This is a genomic window from Rhizobium deserti (genome assembly GCF_004358025.1).
GTDB lineage: Bacteria > Pseudomonadota > Alphaproteobacteria > Rhizobiales > Rhizobiaceae > Neorhizobium > Neorhizobium deserti.
The window spans coordinates 458,133-473,683 of record NZ_SMTL01000003.1 but is presented as its reverse complement, the minus strand read 5'-3'; the positions used below and the strand labels follow the sequence as shown (position 1 = coordinate 473,683).

At 60.6% G+C, this 15,551-nt stretch carries 18 protein-coding genes; 10 read left to right on the top strand and 8 right to left on the bottom strand.

Translation table 11 applies throughout. The features are described 5' to 3' along the window. Positions 1–105: 105 nt before the first annotated feature. Entirely contained in the window at positions 106–1,089 is a 984-nt protein-coding gene (mbfA, locus tag E2F50_RS14400) for an iron exporter MbfA (RefSeq protein ID WP_133316854.1), read from the top strand. Positions 1,090–1,135: 46 nt separating this feature from the next. On the opposite strand, the gene E2F50_RS14395 is transcribed toward mbfA, so the two are convergent. The 3 genes from E2F50_RS14395 to E2F50_RS14385 all read right to left on the bottom strand — a co-directional run bounded on the left by E2F50_RS14395 (position 1,136) and on the right by E2F50_RS14385 (position 4,382). Then, positions 1,136–2,692 carry a sensor histidine kinase gene (locus tag E2F50_RS14395; protein WP_133316853.1) on the bottom strand — a complete coding sequence of 519 codons (1,557 nt, stop codon included), beginning with the start codon at positions 2,690–2,692 and terminating at the stop codon, positions 1,136–1,138. 139 nt (positions 2,693–2,831) lie between these two features. After that, positions 2,832–3,374, bottom strand: a complete 543-nt coding sequence (locus tag E2F50_RS14390; protein ID WP_342635736.1) for a transglutaminase-like cysteine peptidase — start codon at positions 3,372–3,374, stop codon at positions 2,832–2,834. A gap of 204 nt (positions 3,375–3,578) precedes the next feature. Further along, the gene (locus E2F50_RS14385; protein ID WP_133316851.1) at positions 3,579–4,382 is read right to left on the bottom strand and encodes an alpha/beta hydrolase; all 804 of its coding nucleotides are present in this window, start codon (positions 4,380–4,382) and stop codon (positions 3,579–3,581) included. A gap of 177 nt (positions 4,383–4,559) precedes the next feature. Here E2F50_RS14385 and infC point away from each other — a divergent pair, with 177 nt between their 5' ends. From infC to pheT, 8 genes are all read left to right on the top strand, one after another. After that, the gene (infC, locus tag E2F50_RS14380) at positions 4,560–5,096 is read left to right on the top strand and encodes a translation initiation factor IF-3 (protein WP_133316850.1); all 537 of its coding nucleotides are present in this window, start codon (positions 4,560–4,562) and stop codon (positions 5,094–5,096) included. 198 nt (positions 5,097–5,294) lie between these two features. Beyond that, the gene (gene rpmI, locus E2F50_RS14375) at positions 5,295–5,498 is read left to right on the top strand and encodes a 50S ribosomal protein L35 (RefSeq protein WP_007751830.1); all 204 of its coding nucleotides are present in this window, start codon (positions 5,295–5,297) and stop codon (positions 5,496–5,498) included. Positions 5,499–5,538: 40 nt separating this feature from the next. Next, positions 5,539–5,943 carry a 50S ribosomal protein L20 gene (gene rplT, locus E2F50_RS14370; RefSeq protein ID WP_133316849.1) on the top strand — a complete coding sequence of 135 codons (405 nt, stop codon included), beginning with the start codon at positions 5,539–5,541 and terminating at the stop codon, positions 5,941–5,943. Between the two features lie 131 nt (positions 5,944–6,074). Then, a complete protein-coding gene (gene pheS, locus E2F50_RS14365) occupies positions 6,075–7,157 on the top strand; it encodes a phenylalanine--tRNA ligase subunit alpha (protein ID WP_133316848.1) in 1,083 nt (360 codons plus the stop codon). 4 nt (positions 7,158–7,161) lie between these two features. Then, a complete protein-coding gene (locus E2F50_RS14360; RefSeq protein WP_133316847.1) occupies positions 7,162–7,395 on the top strand; it encodes a DUF4160 domain-containing protein in 234 nt (77 codons plus the stop codon). Further along, positions 7,379–7,657: a DUF2442 domain-containing protein gene (locus E2F50_RS14355; protein WP_133316846.1), complete on the top strand. Its 279-nt coding sequence runs from the start codon at positions 7,379–7,381 to the stop codon at positions 7,655–7,657. The genes E2F50_RS14360 and E2F50_RS14355 overlap by 17 nt, the downstream gene beginning before the upstream one ends. 4 nt (positions 7,658–7,661) lie before the next feature. After that, positions 7,662–8,081, top strand: coding sequence for a GFA family protein (locus tag E2F50_RS14350; RefSeq protein ID WP_133316845.1), 420 nt, complete (start codon positions 7,662–7,664; stop codon positions 8,079–8,081). Continuing rightward, positions 8,078–10,513 (top strand): phenylalanine--tRNA ligase subunit beta, encoded by a 2,436-nt coding sequence (gene pheT / locus E2F50_RS14345; protein ID WP_133316844.1) that lies wholly within the window; start codon positions 8,078–8,080, stop codon positions 10,511–10,513. Before E2F50_RS14350 ends, pheT begins: the two co-directional genes overlap by 4 nt. A 45-nt stretch (positions 10,514–10,558) precedes the next feature. Here the strand turns inward: pheT and E2F50_RS14340 are convergent, their stop codons facing one another. From E2F50_RS14340 to E2F50_RS14330, 3 genes are all read right to left on the bottom strand, one after another. Further along, a complete protein-coding gene (locus E2F50_RS14340; protein WP_425375389.1) occupies positions 10,559–10,783 on the bottom strand; it encodes a DUF3072 domain-containing protein in 225 nt (74 codons plus the stop codon). Between the two features lie 65 nt (positions 10,784–10,848). Then, the gene (locus E2F50_RS14335) at positions 10,849–11,844 is read right to left on the bottom strand and encodes an aldo/keto reductase (RefSeq protein WP_133316842.1); all 996 of its coding nucleotides are present in this window, start codon (positions 11,842–11,844) and stop codon (positions 10,849–10,851) included. Positions 11,845–11,932: 88 nt separating this feature from the next. Beyond that, a complete protein-coding gene (locus E2F50_RS14330) occupies positions 11,933–12,883 on the bottom strand; it encodes an aldo/keto reductase (protein ID WP_133316841.1) in 951 nt (316 codons plus the stop codon). 187 nt (positions 12,884–13,070) lie between these two features. Between E2F50_RS14330 and E2F50_RS14325 the strand changes: the two genes are divergently transcribed. Beyond that, on the top strand, positions 13,071–14,057 hold the full coding sequence (locus E2F50_RS14325; RefSeq protein WP_133316840.1) for a Gfo/Idh/MocA family protein: 987 nt from the start codon (positions 13,071–13,073) through the stop codon (positions 14,055–14,057). A 9-nt stretch (positions 14,058–14,066) separates the two neighbouring features. On the opposite strand, the gene E2F50_RS14320 is transcribed toward E2F50_RS14325, so the two are convergent. After that, positions 14,067–14,441, bottom strand: coding sequence for a GtrA family protein (locus E2F50_RS14320; RefSeq protein ID WP_133316839.1), 375 nt, complete (start codon positions 14,439–14,441; stop codon positions 14,067–14,069). Beyond that, complete coding sequence (locus E2F50_RS14315; RefSeq protein WP_133316838.1) at positions 14,438–15,442, bottom strand: glycosyltransferase; 1,005 nt, start codon at positions 15,440–15,442, stop codon at positions 14,438–14,440. The genes E2F50_RS14320 and E2F50_RS14315 overlap by 4 nt, the downstream gene beginning before the upstream one ends. Between the last annotated feature and the right edge of the window lie 109 nt (positions 15,443–15,551).

The following is a 15,551-nucleotide window of genomic DNA, read 5'->3' as shown; positions in this document are numbered from 1 at the left end:
AAAAGCTTACTGCAGTTCAAACTGCCGAACTTGCCCCGTCTTGATCGCCCCTTGAATTTTCCTTAGCATCAGATAGTTTAGAATGATTCTAAGAAAGGCATACTCATGTTCGGTCGCTTTCTGCCCGGTTCCAAACGGTCGCTCCAGTCGCTCGGCGAAGACGAGGTCCTGGCCCTTGCCATAGCCTCGGAAGAGGAAGATGCGCGCATCTACCTGGCTTATGCCGACAGCCTGCGCCAGCAGTTTCCGGCCTCGGCCAAGGTCTTTGAAGACATGGCCGAAGTGGAGCAGACCCATAAGAACATGTTGATCGAAATGTTCCGGTCGCGTTTCGGCGAGCGCATTCCGTTGATCCGCCGCGAGCATGTGCGCGGTTTCTACCAGCGCAAGCCGGACTGGCTGCGAAAGAACCTGTCGCTCGAGACTGTGCGAGCGGAAGCGGAGGCCATGGAGGAGCAGGCGGCCCGCTTTTATCGCGAGGCGGCCAAGCAGGTTTCCGATGCGCGGACGCGGGCGCTTCTCGGGGACCTGGCCCTGGCGGAAGAGGGGCATGAGGATATTGCCCGCATGCTCGACGAAAAACATGTTTCGGGTGAGATGAGGAACGAGGAGGATCAGACGGCCAGGCGCCAGTTCATCCTCACCTATGTGCAGCCGGGCCTGGCCGGGCTGATGGATGGATCGGTGTCCACGCTGGCGCCGATCTTCGCGGCCGCCTTTGCGACCGGCAATACCTGGTCGACCTTCCTGATCGGCCTCTCGGCCTCGGTCGGTGCCGGCATATCCATGGGGTTTACGGAAGCCGCCCATGACGACGGCAAGATTTCCGGCCGCGGCTCGCCGCTCAAGCGGGGCCTGGCATCCGGTATCATGACGGCACTGGGCGGCCTGGGCCATGCCCTGCCTTATCTTATCCCGCATTTCTGGACGGCGACGGTCGTTGCCGGCATAGTCGTCTTTTTCGAACTCTGGGCGATCGCCTTCATCCAGAACCGCTATATGGAAACGCCGTTCATCCGCGCCGTCTTTCAGGTCGTGCTCGGCGGCTGCCTGGTTCTGGCAGCCGGCATCATGATCGGAAACGCGTGAGGCCTGGCCGGGCAAAATCCCGGCATCCATTCGGACTGCGTTCCATTCAGTCTGCTGGCTGTGAAGCGACTTCGAGCGGCACGGTCAAGGAAAACACCGCGCCCTCGTCGTTCTGCAGGCTGGATCGGCCGCCGAGTTGCCGGACGAAATTGGTGATCAGCTTGGTGCCCATACCGCGCGGCCGCAGGCTCGGTCCGATTCCCGGGCCATCGTCGCGAACAACGAGGTGAAGCACATTGTCTTCCTCGCGCAGGCTGACCGAAAGCGTGCCGGTCGATCGGCCGGCAAAGGCATATTTGAAGGAGTTCGAGACGACTTCGTTGACGATCATGCCGATCGGCAGCGCCTGGTCGCGGTCGACCGTCAGCGGCTGGAGCTCGAGGTGGATCTGGACCGCCGCGTCATATCCGGAGGCGATGTCATGCACCAGTTTGGTGATATAGGGCGCCACCTCGACGCGCTCGAACTGGTCCGTCTCGTAGATCTGCTCATGCACGGCAATCATTGCCGAAATCCGCCGCGACATGTCTTCGCGGGCTTCGGAGGGCAATTGCTGCAAACGCACGAGGGCCAGCACGGCCTGCAGATTGTTTTTCACCCGATGATGAATCTCCCGCAGCAGGAACCGATTTCGCTCCAGCGCCTGTTCCAGTTCCTCGTTGCGCACGGCGGTGCGATAAAGAAGCCTGTTGATCCAGATGGCCGCCAGCACCAGCACCGCCATGAGAGGAACCATCAGCAGCGCGTCGGAAAACAGGTTGCGCCAGAACTGGTCGAGTACTTCCTGTCGCTCCACGGCGGCCAGCGCAATGAGCGGCCAGCCCTGCACCTTCCAGAAGGCAACGATACGCGACAAGCCGTCGATCGGTGACACCGAGCTATGATAGAAGCCGGAGGTCTGCTTGCGGGTCAGTGGGAACCACTCCGTCTGGCTAAGATCGACGGCCTGGCGAGCGACCGGCCGTCGGGCAACCAGCCAGCCATCGTCGCGCAGCACCGCTATCGTCGAATTAGGCCCGAGGTCCATGGAAGCCCAGAAGCGATCGAGGTTTTCATTGGGTATGGTAATGCTGGCGACGCCACGAAAATCGACGCCGCGGCCGATGCGCCGGGCAATGATGAAGGATGGCCGACCAATGCCGTCCTCGTCGGCAAGACGGCTGAATGTGAGCTCTTCGCCTTCCTTCAGGCGACTGAAGTAAAGGCGGGCGGAATGATCGGGCAAGGTGCTGCTGGCATTGCTGGAAAAACGCATCGTGCCCATTTGATCGAGAAGCGCGTATTCGAAGCCTGCCGGCAGTTCGCCAACGGCCCGCGAAAGGTCCTCCACGAGTTGCGCAGAGGCTTCGACAGGGCGCGTGCCTAGCGAAGCTTCAATGCGCCGGAGAGCGAGATCGCTCGCCTCCATCATCCATTCCATATGCGCGGCAACTACATGCGCTGAGGATACGGCGCGTGCCTCGCCTTCCTTCAGCGCATTGTTGTAGTTCTCCGAAACGATCAACCCAGCCACAGTCGACAGCGCAAGCAGCAGCAGTGCGGTCAGCCATATGGGCAAAGCGGCCGTTGCCGTTCCCATGGCGCGGTGCAAACCTGTCTTCACGTCCTGCACCCACCCGTTCAGTTCCGGAGCCTCCCGCGCTCCGGCTCGAAGGCAACAGCTTCCGATTCACCGACAATAAAAAGAACAACCCGCCGCTGCAAGCAGGGCGGGTTGTGAAGCTTCAAACGGCTGGGCGTAATCAGCGCAATGCGCCGACGAGAACGTCGCGGCCATTCTCGATTGTCACCCAGCGTCCCGTGTTGAACGAAGCCTGACGCTTCAGGAACGTGTAGGACGTCGCATACCAGGGCATGATATCGTTATCGAGATTGTCTAGTATGAAGTCGCCATCCGAGGTGCGCAGCGTCAAGACCGCATGGCCCTCGCCATCCGGCTTGCGCACGACCGTCATAAGAAGATCCGAAAGGGCGAAACCGGCTGCCGCTAGCTCCTTGCGCTTTTCTAAGGCAAAGTCCTCGCAGTCAGCGAAAGTCGTGGGATAGGCCCAGACTTCTTCCCTGCCGTAGCTTTCCTTGTCCGTGCGGGCGATATAGCGCGCGTTGACTGCCTTGTTGATGTCGCGTGCCATTTCCCAGCCGCGGGCGCTCAGTTTCGGCGCCGGGGCAGAGCGGCTCTTGATATCACATTCCGCAGCATTTCTTTCGCAGAATTCGTAGTGGCCGATGGGTTGCGACGTCAAAGCGCCAGTTTCCATCGATGCTATCGGCCGTGGTGCCGGCATGGCGGCACTCACGGGTACAAGAACACTCAATAGGATCACGGCTAAGCGCCGTGCCTGCAAGGCTATTCTCATTCGACCCGTCCCTTAAAGTCCTAATGAAACGTTAAGGTCGCAGGGGCCGTTAAGTCAACGTTCAGGTTTCGTTAACCTGTCATCGTCTACGTTTATGGTTAAGACTGCGGCATTTGGGTCCCAGCCCAATTTTTAATCATTAATTAATAATGATCTGACCGTAGCGCGCATCTTTTCAATGTCCTGCGGACGCGAAAGGCGATGATCTCCATCCCGGATCAAGGTCAGAACCACGTCGTCGGCGGGCAGGAATTCGAGAAGCTTCAGTGCATGGCTGTAAGGGACGTCCGGGTCCTTCATGCCCTGCAGGATGTGAACCGGGCAGCCTGTCTCTATAATGCCCGTCATCACCAGATTTTTTCGACCGTCCTCGATCAGGTCGCGGGTATAGATGTTCGGCTCCGGGCTATAAGCGGAATGCTCCTCGAAATAACCGCGCTCGCTGAGCGACTGGCGCTGCACGTTGGTTAGGCTTGGCTCGATCAGTTCGGCGGTAAAATCCGGCGCGGGCGCGATCAGCACGAGGCCGTCCAGTTGTGGCGCCTTCTTGCGCTTTTTCAGTTCCTGGACGAGCCGAAGCGCAATCCAGCAGCCCATGGACGAGCCCACCAGCAGCACCCGCTTCGGCTTGACGTGATCGACAACCGCCAGCGCCTCTTCCAGCCAGCGCGAAATCGTTCCGTCTCGGAAGGCGCCGCCGGAAATACCGTGACCGGAATAATCGAAACGGATCGCCGCAATGCCGAGTTCGCCCGCCAGCGCATCTAGTTCGGCCGCCTTGGTGCCCGTCATGTCGGAGCGGTAGCCGCCGAGCCATAACAGGGTCGTGCCCTGACCACGCCTGCCTGCGGATCTCGCCAGAATTGCGATGTCACGCGACTGGTCACCTTTGCCGACGGTCAGCATGGCAGGTTGATTAAGGGGGCTGGTGGTCATGGCGTTCTCCTTGAAGAAAGGCGGCTATAAATCATATTTCGGGGCAATGACGGGAGGTGATTTTTCTGCCGAGCTGTGCTATTGACTTCGTCGAAGTGATGACGACATTGCCGTCTGCCGCAAGCCAGACGCTCTGAAAGTCGTTGCTGCTGGGAAACAATCTAGGAGAATACGACCATCCGCAGACCATTCAAAACCGATGCCCCAGTTAAGGACGGGCCACGCTCCAACCGGGAAATTCGCGTTCCCAAGGTCCAGCTGATCGACGCCGAAGGTGCAAACCTCGGTGCCGTCGCGACCGAAGACGCTCTCAAGATGGCTGAAGAGGCCGGGCTCGATCTCGTTGAAATTTCGCCGAACAACGATCCGCCGGTATGCAAGATCCTCGATCTGGGCAAGCTGAAATACGCGAACCAGAAAAAGGCGGCCGAAGCTCGCAAGAAGCAGAAGATCGTCGAAATCAAAGAAATCAAGATGCGTCCGAACATCGACACCCATGACTATGAGGTGAAGATGAAGGCGATGAACCGCTTCTTCGAAGAAGGCGACAAGGTCAAGGTGACCCTGAAGTTCCGTGGCCGTGAAATGGCCCACCAGGAACTCGGCATGAAGCTGCTGCTTCAGGTCAAGGACGACACAACGGAAATCGCCAAGGTGGAAGCCGAGCCGAAGCTGGAAGGCCGTCAGATGATGATGGTGCTGGCGCCGAAATAAGCGCCGCACCGCTTGATACATCAGGCGATCCTGCCGCCATTCACTGGCTTTCATAATCATTTTCTTGCCCATTGCGCTTTTAACCGGCTGCGGTTATAAGCGCGCGTCCGAACGGTCCGGCAGGGCATGCCGTGGCCGTTCTAAATGCTTGAAGCCAGCCTCGTCTGTCGGCTTCTCTTAAAAGATTGGAGTAGCAAAATGCCCAAGATGAAGACGAAATCCGCGGCCAAGAAGCGGTTCAAGATCACCGCGACCGGCAAAGTCGTTGCAGCTGCCGCCGGCAAGCGCCACGGCATGATCAAGCGGTCCAACAAGTTCATCCGCGATGCACGCGGAACGATGATCCTTGCCGAACCCGATGGCAAGAAGGTTATCAAGAACTACCTGCCGAACGGTCTCTGAGACCCCTCGTCACTTTTGGATCAGTTAAGGAGATCATGACATGGCACGCGTAAAACGTGGCGTAACTTCCCGCGCCAAGCACACCAAGACTTTGAAGGCAGCCAAGGGCTTCTACGGCCGCCGCAAGAACACCATCCGCGCCGCAAAGGCAGCGGTTGATCGCTCCAGGCAGTTCGCAACCCGCGACCGCCGCGTCAAGAAGCGCAATTTCCGCGCACTCTGGATCCAGCGTATCAACGCCGCCGTGCGCGATTCCGGCCTGACCTATGGCCGCTTCATCGACGGCCTCAACAAGGCTGGCATCGAAGTCGACCGCAAGGTTCTGTCCGACATGGCAATCCATGAGCCGGAAGCATTCGGCGCCCTGGTTGCTGCTGCCAAGAAGGCGCTTGAATATCTCAAGGACGCCGGCACCACCAACGAGTTTGAAAGCGCGGTTCGCTAAGACCAGCGCTTCCCCAGGCTCGCCGAGCTGATTGATTTTTGGGAAACCCGCGCTGGTTCAAACTGGCGCGGGTTTTCTTTTGCCCGTCACGGCGTGACGCTAGAACGAGCCGAGCATCAACGGAAGACATCATGTCCGATCTGGAAAACCTGAAAACCAACCTTCTGGGCGACATTGCCGCAGCCGGCGACGAGGCAGCGATCGAAGCCGTGCGCGTCGCAGCGCTCGGCAAGAAGGGCTCCGTTTCCGAGCTCCTGAAGACGCTGGGCTCCATGTCCGCGGAGGAGCGGCAGACCCGCGGCGCGGCGATCAATGCGCTGAAGAGCGAGATCACCGAAGCGATCAATATGCGCAAGTCGGTGCTCAAGGACGCAGCCATCGAGGCGCGGCTGCAGGCGGAAACCGTGGACGTTTCGCTGCCGGTGCGGTCCTCGCCGGCCGAGCGCGGCCGTATCCATCCGATCAGCCAGATCATCGACGAGATCACCGCGATCTTCGGCGATATGGGTTTTTCGATTGCGGAAGGCCCGGATATCGAGACGGACTACTATAACTTCACGGCCCTGAACTTCCCGGAAGGCCATCCGGCCCGTGAAATGCACGACACCTTCTTCTTCGGCGCCGACGACAAGGGCGAGCGCAAGGTGCTGCGCACTCATACCTCGCCGGTGCAAGTGCGCACGATGGAGGCGCAGGAGCCGCCGATCCGCATCATCATTCCGGGCAAGACCTACCGGCAGGACAGTGACGCGACCCATTCGCCGATGTTCCACCAGGTCGAGGGCCTGGTTGTCGACAAGAAATCGCATGTCGGCAACATGCGCTGGATCCTGGAAGAATTCTGCAAGACCTTCTTCGAGGTGGACAGCGTCACCATGCGCTTCCGGCCGTCCTTCTTTCCCTTTACCGAGCCGAGCTTCGAGGTGGACATCCAGTGCGACCGCTCCGGCCCGATCGTCAAGTTCGGCGAAGGCACGGACTGGATGGAGATCCTCGGCTGCGGCATGGTCCATCCGAACGTGCTGCGCTCCGGCGGGCTCGATCCGGACGAGTACCAGGGCTTTGCCTGGGGCATGGGGCTCGACCGCATCGCCATGTTGAAATACGGCATGCCGGACCTGCGCGACTTCTTCAACGCCGACGTCCGCTGGATGAACCATTACGGTTTCCGCCCGCTCGACATGCCGACGCTGTTCGGCGGCTTGAGCCAGTAGTGAGATGCCGACGGTCCTCATAAAATATGGATACCGTTTTCACTTCTATTCCGGCGACAGATACGAGCCGCCGCATATCCATGTTGACGGCGACGGAAACGAAGCCAAAGTATGGTTGACAGACCTTCGCGTGGCTGAGGCCGGGGGCTTTAGCCAAAGGGACCTCAAACGCATAGTGGAGGTCGTTGCAGAACATCGGCAGCAGATGATGGAGGCATGGCATGACTATTTCGCATGATACCTACCCTGAGGGCGAGCGCCCTACGGAAGCGTGGTGCGATCTGCATGATCTGCACGTTCGTCTTGCAGACGGCCGCCACGTGTCGACGCCGCTCTGGTGGTATCCACGTCTACTCAATGCAACCCCATCGCAACGAAACAATGTCAAGCTCATGCTGGCCGGCGTTCACTGGCCGGATGTCGATGAAGACCTGTCCGTAAGAGGCATGCTTGCCGGTTGGAAGGCTCCAGGCGCCAAGGCTCCGGAGAAGGCGGCGTGAGGTCATGACCCAACACACCGGCGGTTGCCGTTGCGGTGCGATCCGATTCGAAGCGAGCGCCGAACCTTTCTATGCCAGCTATTGCCATTGCGGCGATTGCCGGCGAGCGAGCGGTGCGCCGGTTGCAGCCTTTGTTGGTTTCCAGGCGGCCGATGTTCGCTTTGACGGTGACACAGGCTCGGTCTATGGCAAGGCCCCGGTGAAGCGCAGCTTCTGCGGCACCTGTGGCGCGCCGATCGCCTATTTGGACGAGCGGCTGAGCGACCAGATTTTTTTCATGCTCGGCGCCATGGATGCGCCGGAGAACTATCCGCCTCGCATGCATGGCTATGTCGGCGAGGAATTGCCGTTTTTCCATCTCGACGACGGACTGCCCCGGATGGAGGCCAATACCGTCGCGAGACCTCAAGGAGACAGATCATGAAATTCACCCTCTCCTGGCTCAAGGACCACCTCGAGACCGACGCGACGCTGACCGAAATCTGTGAGCGCCTGACGGCAATCGGCCTCGAAGTCGAGGATGTCGACGACAAGGCGGCCTACAAGCCCTTCGTGATCGCCAAGGTGCTGTCGGCCGAACCGCATCCGCAGGCGGACCGCCTCAAGGTGCTGATGGTCGACGCCGGCCCGCAGGTGAACGGCGGCAAGCCGCTGCAGGTCGTCTGCGGCGCTCCGAATGCCCGCGCCGGCCTGATTGGAGCCTTGGCGCAGCCGGGAACCTATGTGCCGGGGATCGACGTGACGCTGTCGGTCGGCAATATCCGTGGTGTGGAAAGCCACGGCATGATGTGTTCCGAAAAGGAACTCGACATGTCCGACAGTCACGACGGCATTATCGACCTTCCGGAGGATGCGCCGGTGGGCACGGCCTTCGCGTCCTATGCGGGGCTGGACGATCCGGTCATCGAGATCAACCTGACGCCCAATCGTCCCGACTGCACCTCCATCCACGGCATTGCCCGCGATCTCGCCGCATCCGGCCTCGGCACGTTGAAGCCGCAGCCGAAGCCCGCTTTCGAGACACAAGGCGAAACTTCGATCGGCCTGACCATCGATCTCGATGATCCGCGGCTCTGCCCCGGTTTCGGCCTTCGCCTCGTGCGGGGAGTCAAGAACGGGTCGAGCCCCGCCTGGATGCAGGCGCGCCTGAAGGCGATCGGCCTTCGCCCGATCAACGCCCTGGTCGACATCACCAATTACATGACCTTCGACCGCGGCCGCCCCATGCATGTCTTCGACGCCGCCAAGGTGAAGGGCAATCTCACCGTTCGGCGTGCCAAGGACGGCGAGACGGTGCTGGCGCTCGATCAGCGGCAATACAAGCTGGGGCCGAGCAATGTCGTCATCGCCGACGACAACGGCGTGGAATCGATCGGCGGCATCATGGGCGGCGAACATTCCGGCTGCGATGAGAATACGGTGGATGTCCTGATCGAATCTGCGCTCTGGGACCCGATCAACATTGCCAAATCCGGCCGCGCGCTCGGCATCATCACCGATGCACGCTACCGCTTCGAGCGCGGCATCGACCCGGATTATATGGTCCCCGGCCTTGATCGCACCACCGAACTGGTTCTGGAGCTTTGCGGCGGCACGGCCGCGGAGGCAAAGGTGGTCGGTTACAAGCCTCATCCGCCGAAACGCGTCGATTTCCCCTTCGCCGAGGTCAGGCGGCTGACCGGCCTCGAGGTGTCGACCGAGGAAAGCCGGCATATCCTCACCCGCCTCGGCTTTGCTGTGGAAGGGGAAGGAGAGCGGGTTTCCGTCACCGTTCCCTCCTGGCGCCCGGACGTCGATGGCAAGGCCGATCTGGTGGAAGAGGTCATGCGCATCCACGGCGTCGACCAGATCAAGCCGGAACCGATCGACAAGCTTTCGAGCGTCAACGCGAAAATCCTGACGACATTGCAGGTGCGCACCCGCACCGCCAAGCGGGCGCTTGCCTCGCGCGGCATGCTGGAGGCGGTGACCTGGTCCTTCATCTCGGAAGATCAGGCGCGGCTGTTCGGCGGCGGTTCGCCATCTCTCAAGCTCGCAAACCCGATTGCCGCCGACATGTCGGACATGCGGCCATCGCTGCTGCCCGGTCTGCTGACGGCGGCGCAGCGCAATGCCGACAAGGGTTTCGGCGATGTGGCGATCTTCGAAGTGTCGGGGATCTATGAAGCCGACACGCCGGAAGGCCAGCGGCGCGTTGCCGGCGGCATCCGCCGCGGCACGGCATCCATCAACGGCTCCGGCCGCCTGTGGTCCAACACGGCCAAAGGCGGCGGCAAGTCGGTCGACGTCTTCGATGCCAAGGCCGATGCGCTGGCGGTGATCGAGGCCTGCGGTCTGCCCATGGCCAATGTCCAGATCGAAAAGGGGGCTCCCGGCTGGTATCATCCGGGCCGTTCCGGCACGATCAAGATGGGCCCCAAGGTGGTGCTCGGCAGTTTCGGCGAATTCCACCCCAAGACGCTTGGCGCCCTCGACGTTTCAGGCGCGCTGTGCGGTTTCGAAGTCTTCCTCGATGCCATGCCGGAGCCGAAAAAGAAGGCGACCCGCACCAAGCCTCCGCTCGAACTCTCGGCCTTTCAGGTGGTGAAGCGCGATTTCGCCTTCGTTGTTGCAAGCGAGGTGGAGGCCGGTGCCATCGTCAAGGCTGCAACCAGTGCCGATCGCAAGCTGATCTCCGGCGTCAATGTCTTCGACGTGTTCGAAGGCGCCTCGCTGGGCGAGGCCAGGAAGTCGGTGGCCATCGAAGTGCTGATCCAGCCGGTCGACAAGACGCTGACGGACGAGGATTTCGAGGCGCTGACGGCAAAGATCGTCGCCAATGTCGAAAAGACGACCGGCGGTGTGCTACGCGCATAACAAAAGGCGCCACTGCAAGAGCGGCGCCTTCCACGATACGACTGCTTACTGCTTTTGCCCGCTTTTCAGGGCGTCGATGCGCTTCGATGCTTCGGCCTTCGACAGGTCTTCCGCGAAAGCGTCCGGCTGATGCACCTGCTCGGACAAGGTCTTCAGGTAGGATTTCTGGGCGCCGGTCATCGGCTCGTCGCCGGTAACCCAGTCATCCGGATCCTTTTCCGTATTGGAGGAAGGATCCGGGTCGATCTTGGGATTGTGCTGGTCGCTCATCATGGGCCTCACTCGGTGGTTTGTTCTTCTAACGTTCCGTCCGCGGATGAGTTCCGGTGCAGTTTCTAGCGATTGGTCCAAGCCATGGCCTGAGCGGCATAGCGTGTGCCGGAAAACTTCTCCGGTGCCAGCAGGTCGCCCAGCGTTTTCAGTTCCTCGCTGGAAAGCTCGATATCACTGGCGGCGACATTCTGCTCCAAATGCGGAATCTTGCGCGCTCCCGGAATGGGAACGATAAAATCGCCCTGGGCCAGCACCCAGGCAAGCGCCAGCTGCGCTGCGGTAACGCCCTTGTCGGCTGCCATTCCTTCCAGCAACGTCACCAGCGACGCATTGGCGGCCATGTTTTCGGCGCTGAAGCGCGGCAGCGTGTTGCGGAAATCGTCGGGCCCAAAGTCGTCCGGCTTCTGGATCTTGCCGGTGAGGAAGCCGCGCCCGAGCGGGCTGAACGGCACGAAACCGATATTGAGTTCACGGCAGGTATCGAGGATCTCGCCTTCCGGATCGCGGGTCCACAGAGAATATTCGCTCTGAAGCGCGGTGATCGGATGCACGGCATGCGCCCTACGGATGACGTCCGCACCGGCTTCCGACAGGCCGAGAGCCCGCACCTTGCCCTGTGCGACAAGATCGGCCATGGCGCCGACCGTATCCTCGATCGGCACATTCGGATCGACCCGGTGCTGGTAGAAGAGGTCGATGACTTCGACGCCAAGGCGCTTCAGCGAAGCTTCCGCGACTTCGCGGACATGTTCCGGGCGGCTGTCGAGCCCCGACATGGCCTTTGCGTCAGCGGCATTGGGGTCGATCCTAAAGCCGAACTTGGTGGCGATGACGACCTTGTCGCGGAACGGCTTCAGGCCTTTGCCGATCAATTCTTCGTTCTTGAAAGGCCCGTAGACTTCTGCCGTGTCGAAGAAGTTGACGCCGAGGTCGACCGCCCGATGCAGGGTGCGGATCGCGTCCTGTTCGTCCTGGCCACCATAGCCGTGGCTCATGCCCATGCAGCCGAGACCGACGGAGGAGACGGTCAAGACGTCTCCGAGTTTGCGCATTTTCATGTGAGCCTCCTTGAGGGATGAGAGCGGTAGGCGCTGCAGCACCTGCCGGAAGAGAGATCAGGTGCTAAGGCGCCTGCGGGGGAAGCAATCAGGCGCCTGCCTGGTTGAGAAGTTCCATCTGGTCGGCCGACAAGGTGAGATTGCCCGAGGCGATGATCGCTTCGAGCTGGCTCGTGCTGGTGGCGCTGGCAATCGGCGCGCTGACGCCCGGCCGCTGACGCAGCCATGCCAGGGCAATCGCCGCCGGTTCGGCATTGGTCTCCACCGAAATCTCATCCAGTGCCGCTAGGATGCGCAGGCCCTTGTCGTTCAGATAGGACAGCGCCTTGGCACCGCGAGCCTTGCCTTCCGTATCGGCCTTGTCGCGGTATTTGCCGGTCAGGAAGCCCGAAGCGAGGCCGTAATAGTTGATGACGCCGATGTCTTCGCGAATGCAGAGCTCCGAGAGGTCGCCTTCGAACTCGCTCCGGTCGTAAAGATTGTAGGGCGGCTGCAGCACATCATAGCGAGGCAGGCTGTTCCTGGCCGAGACCTCAAAGGAATCCTGCATCATCCTGGCATCATAATTGGAGCAGCCGATCGACCGGATCTTGCCCTGTTCCTTCAGCTTGGCGAAAGCGCCGAGCGTTTCCTCATGGCCGACCGTCGGATCCGGCCAATGGGCGAGGTAAAGATCGATATGATCGGTCTGCAGGCGGCGCAGCGAATTGTCCACTTCTTCCAGGATCCACTTGGCTGACAGATCCTTCTTGCCCTGTCCCATATCGGACCCGACCTTGGTAACGATCACGGCCTTGTCGCGGGCCAAACCGCGGCTCTTCATCCATTTGCCGATGATCGTCTCGGATTCGCCCCCCTCATGGCCGGGTACCCAGCGGCTATAGGCGTCGGCGGTGTCGATCGTGTTAAAACCGGCATCGAAGAAGCGGTCGAGAAGATCGAAGGAGGTCTTCTCGTCGGCCGTCCAGCCGAAAACATTGCCGCCGAAAACGACAGGCGAGATGGAAAGGCCGGTCCGGCCGAGTGCGCGCAGCTCCATGATGATCTCCGGATTTTGTGAGGTGAGCCTATGGCTTCAGAAAGAATCTTGAATCGTCGGCATTTGCCGGCGGCATGCTGTTATCTTGCGCCGTTTCCCACTTTTTCAAGCGGCACGCATTGCCATGCGTTGCACCGGCCCGGTCTCCTCCATAAGGTCCGATCGCGATATCATATGGGAGAGTTTGATGCTGCGCTTTGGAATTTTGTCGACCGCCAAGATTGCCCGTGATGCTGTCATACCGGCAATTCAGGATGCCGAGAACTGTGTGGTGACCGCCGTTGCCAGCCGCGACCTGGCCAAGGCGCGCGCGCTGGCCGATCGCTTCAGCGTGCTGCATGCCTTTGGCTCCTATGAGGAAATGCTGCGATCGGACGTGATCGACGCCGTCTACATCCCGCTGCCGACAAGCCAGCATGTGGAATGGTCGCTGAAGGCGGTCGAGGCGGGAAAACATGTGCTGGTGGAAAAGCCGCTGGCATTGAAGGCGAGCGAAATCCTCGCGCTGATCGAAGCGCGCGACCGCAACAAGGTCCTGGTTGCCGAAGCCTTCATGATCACCTATGCGCCGGTCTGGTGGAAGGTTCGCGAACTCCTGGGCGAGGGGGCAATCGGTGAGCTGAAGCATGTGCAGGGCGCGTTCAGCTATTTCAACCGCGATCCTTCCAACATGCGCAACATTCCCGAACTCGGTGGCGGTGCGCTTCCCGATATCGGCGTTTACCCGACCATTGCGACGCGGTTCGCCACGGGCAAGGAACCGCAGCGCGTGCAGGCGACTGTCGAGCGCGATCCGGAATTCGGGACCGATATCTATGCGAGCGTCAGGGCGGATTTCGGCTCTTTCGAATTGAGCTTCTATGTGGCGACGCAGATGGCGAGCCGCCAGCTGATGGTCTTCCACGGCACCGAGGGCTTCATCGAGGTGAAGTCGCCCTTCAATGCCGACCGCTGGGGCGCCGAAGAGGTCGAGCTGACCAATCAGAAGCACAATGTGTCGCAGGTCTTCCGTTTTCCCGACAGCCGCCAGTACCGCAGGCAGGCGGAAGCCTTTGCGGGCGCGGCCTTTGGCCAAGCCGCGGACGTGGTGACGCTGGAAAGCTCGCTGCTGAACCAGAGGTTCATCGATGCGATCTACCGCGCCGGCGAACACGGTGGCTGGGAGAACGTTTAGCGCCTTCCGTTAGTGACGGAAGACGAAACGGGAATAGCCGAAGAAGCTGTAGAAGGTCGCCGCGAGCGAAGACAGGATGATCGCGACGATCGGCTGCAGCAGCGGCGTGATGAAGATCAGCGACGAATAGATGGCATAGTTCAAGGCCGCCGACGTGATGCCGACCGCCCAGTAGCGGAAACCTTCGACGGCCAGTGAACGGCGCGACGGGCCGAACGTCCGGCTTCGATTGATGAGCCAGGTGAAAGCCATGGCAGCCATGATGGCGGGTACGCGCGCAGCAAGCGGGCTGAGGCCCGCCACCGTGATCAGGACATGCGTCAATCCGGCATCAACGAGGAAGCCTCCACCACCGGCCAGAAGGAACCAGAAGATCCGGCTCATGCCGCGCTCTTAGTGCCTGAACGGCTCGCGCTTTCGAGGTCAATATCGCGGAACACGGGCTGCTGGCTGCGCTGCGGCAGGTTCATGTAATGGATGCGAAGCTGTTCGGCGCGGGCGCGGGACAGCGAATCGAGGATCAGGCCGGCGGTGAAGATCAGGAAGGAGATCAGCATCAGCACCAGCGAGAAGACCCAGGTCGGCATGCGCTCGACAAGGCCGGTGGCGAAATAGGAAACCAGAACCGGCGCCATGAAGATCAGGCTGGCCGCCATGAAGGCGCCGCTGATCGCACCGAAAAAGGCGAAGGGCCGGGTTTCCTTCATCAGCATGGCGAACATCCACAGGATCCTGGCGCCGTCCCTGAAGGTCGAAAGTTTCGAATGCGATCCCTTCGGCCGGCGCCCGTAGTCCAGTTCGATCTCGCTGACCGGCAATTTCAGCCGTGAGGCATGCACCGACATTTCCGTTTCGATCTCGAACCCGGCGGACACGGCCGGGAAGCTCTTGACGAAGCGGCGCGAGAAGGCGCGATAGCCGGAAAAAATATCGGTGAAATCCCGCCCGAAAATCATCCGGTAGAGCATGTTGAACAGCCGGTTGCCGGCTGCGTGACCCTGGCGCCCGGCATCCGCATGCACGCCGCGCCGTGTGCCGACGACCATGTCGGCCCGTTCGGTCAGCAGCGTGCGGATCAGTTCCTCGGCATCGCTGGGCGAATAGGTGCCGTCTCCGTCCGCCATGACATAGATGTCGGCATCGATGTCGGCAAACATGCGGCGCACCACATGGCCCTTTCCCTGACGTCTTTCACGCATCACGTCGGCACCGGCCAGCATGGCGGTCAGCGCCGTACCGTCGGTGGAATTGTTGTCGTAGACATAGATGCGGGCATCGGGCAACGCCTCGCGAAAGCCGCTGACGACAGCGCCGATGGTGGATGCCTCGTTGTAACAGGGCAAGAGCACGGCGATCTTGAAATCGCCGCTCGGCGCATCGATCATGATTTTCACTCGCTACACGGAAAATCCGGCGCAGGTCGTGCCCGAGCCATCCGCTTTACTATTTCTTGGGAAGGTTAAGGCTAGGTTTCTGCGCATTGGAATGCGCGTG

Coding starts and splice junctions, on each gene's coding strand:
- E2F50_RS14360 (WP_133316847.1), top strand. CDS start 7,162: ATGCCGACGGTCCTCATAAAATATGGATACCGTTTTCACTTCTATTCC.
- E2F50_RS14355 (WP_133316846.1), top strand. CDS start 7,379: ATGACTATTTCGCATGATACCTACCCTGAGGGCGAGCGCCCTACGGAA.
- E2F50_RS14315 (WP_133316838.1), bottom strand. CDS start 15,442: ATGATCGATGCGCCGAGCGGCGATTTCAAGATCGCCGTGCTCTTGCCC.
- E2F50_RS14390 (WP_342635736.1), bottom strand. CDS start 3,374: ATGCCGGCACCACGGCCGATAGCATCGATGGAAACTGGCGCTTTGACG.
- pheT (WP_133316844.1), top strand. CDS start 8,078: ATGAAATTCACCCTCTCCTGGCTCAAGGACCACCTCGAGACCGACGCG.
- pheS (WP_133316848.1), top strand. CDS start 6,075: ATGTCCGATCTGGAAAACCTGAAAACCAACCTTCTGGGCGACATTGCC.
- rplT (WP_133316849.1), top strand. CDS start 5,539: ATGGCACGCGTAAAACGTGGCGTAACTTCCCGCGCCAAGCACACCAAG.
- mbfA (WP_133316854.1), top strand. CDS start 106: ATGTTCGGTCGCTTTCTGCCCGGTTCCAAACGGTCGCTCCAGTCGCTC.
- rpmI (WP_007751830.1), top strand. CDS start 5,295: ATGCCCAAGATGAAGACGAAATCCGCGGCCAAGAAGCGGTTCAAGATC.
- E2F50_RS14335 (WP_133316842.1), bottom strand. CDS start 11,844: ATGAAAATGCGCAAACTCGGAGACGTCTTGACCGTCTCCTCCGTCGGT.
- E2F50_RS14385 (WP_133316851.1), bottom strand. CDS start 4,382: ATGACCACCAGCCCCCTTAATCAACCTGCCATGCTGACCGTCGGCAAA.
- E2F50_RS14320 (WP_133316839.1), bottom strand. CDS start 14,441: ATGAGCCGGATCTTCTGGTTCCTTCTGGCCGGTGGTGGAGGCTTCCTC.
- E2F50_RS14325 (WP_133316840.1), top strand. CDS start 13,071: ATGCTGCGCTTTGGAATTTTGTCGACCGCCAAGATTGCCCGTGATGCT.
- E2F50_RS14340 (WP_425375389.1), bottom strand. CDS start 10,783: ATGAGCGACCAGCACAATCCCAAGATCGACCCGGATCCTTCCTCCAAT.
- E2F50_RS14350 (WP_133316845.1), top strand. CDS start 7,662: ATGACCCAACACACCGGCGGTTGCCGTTGCGGTGCGATCCGATTCGAA.
- E2F50_RS14330 (WP_133316841.1), bottom strand. CDS start 12,883: ATGGAGCTGCGCGCACTCGGCCGGACCGGCCTTTCCATCTCGCCTGTC.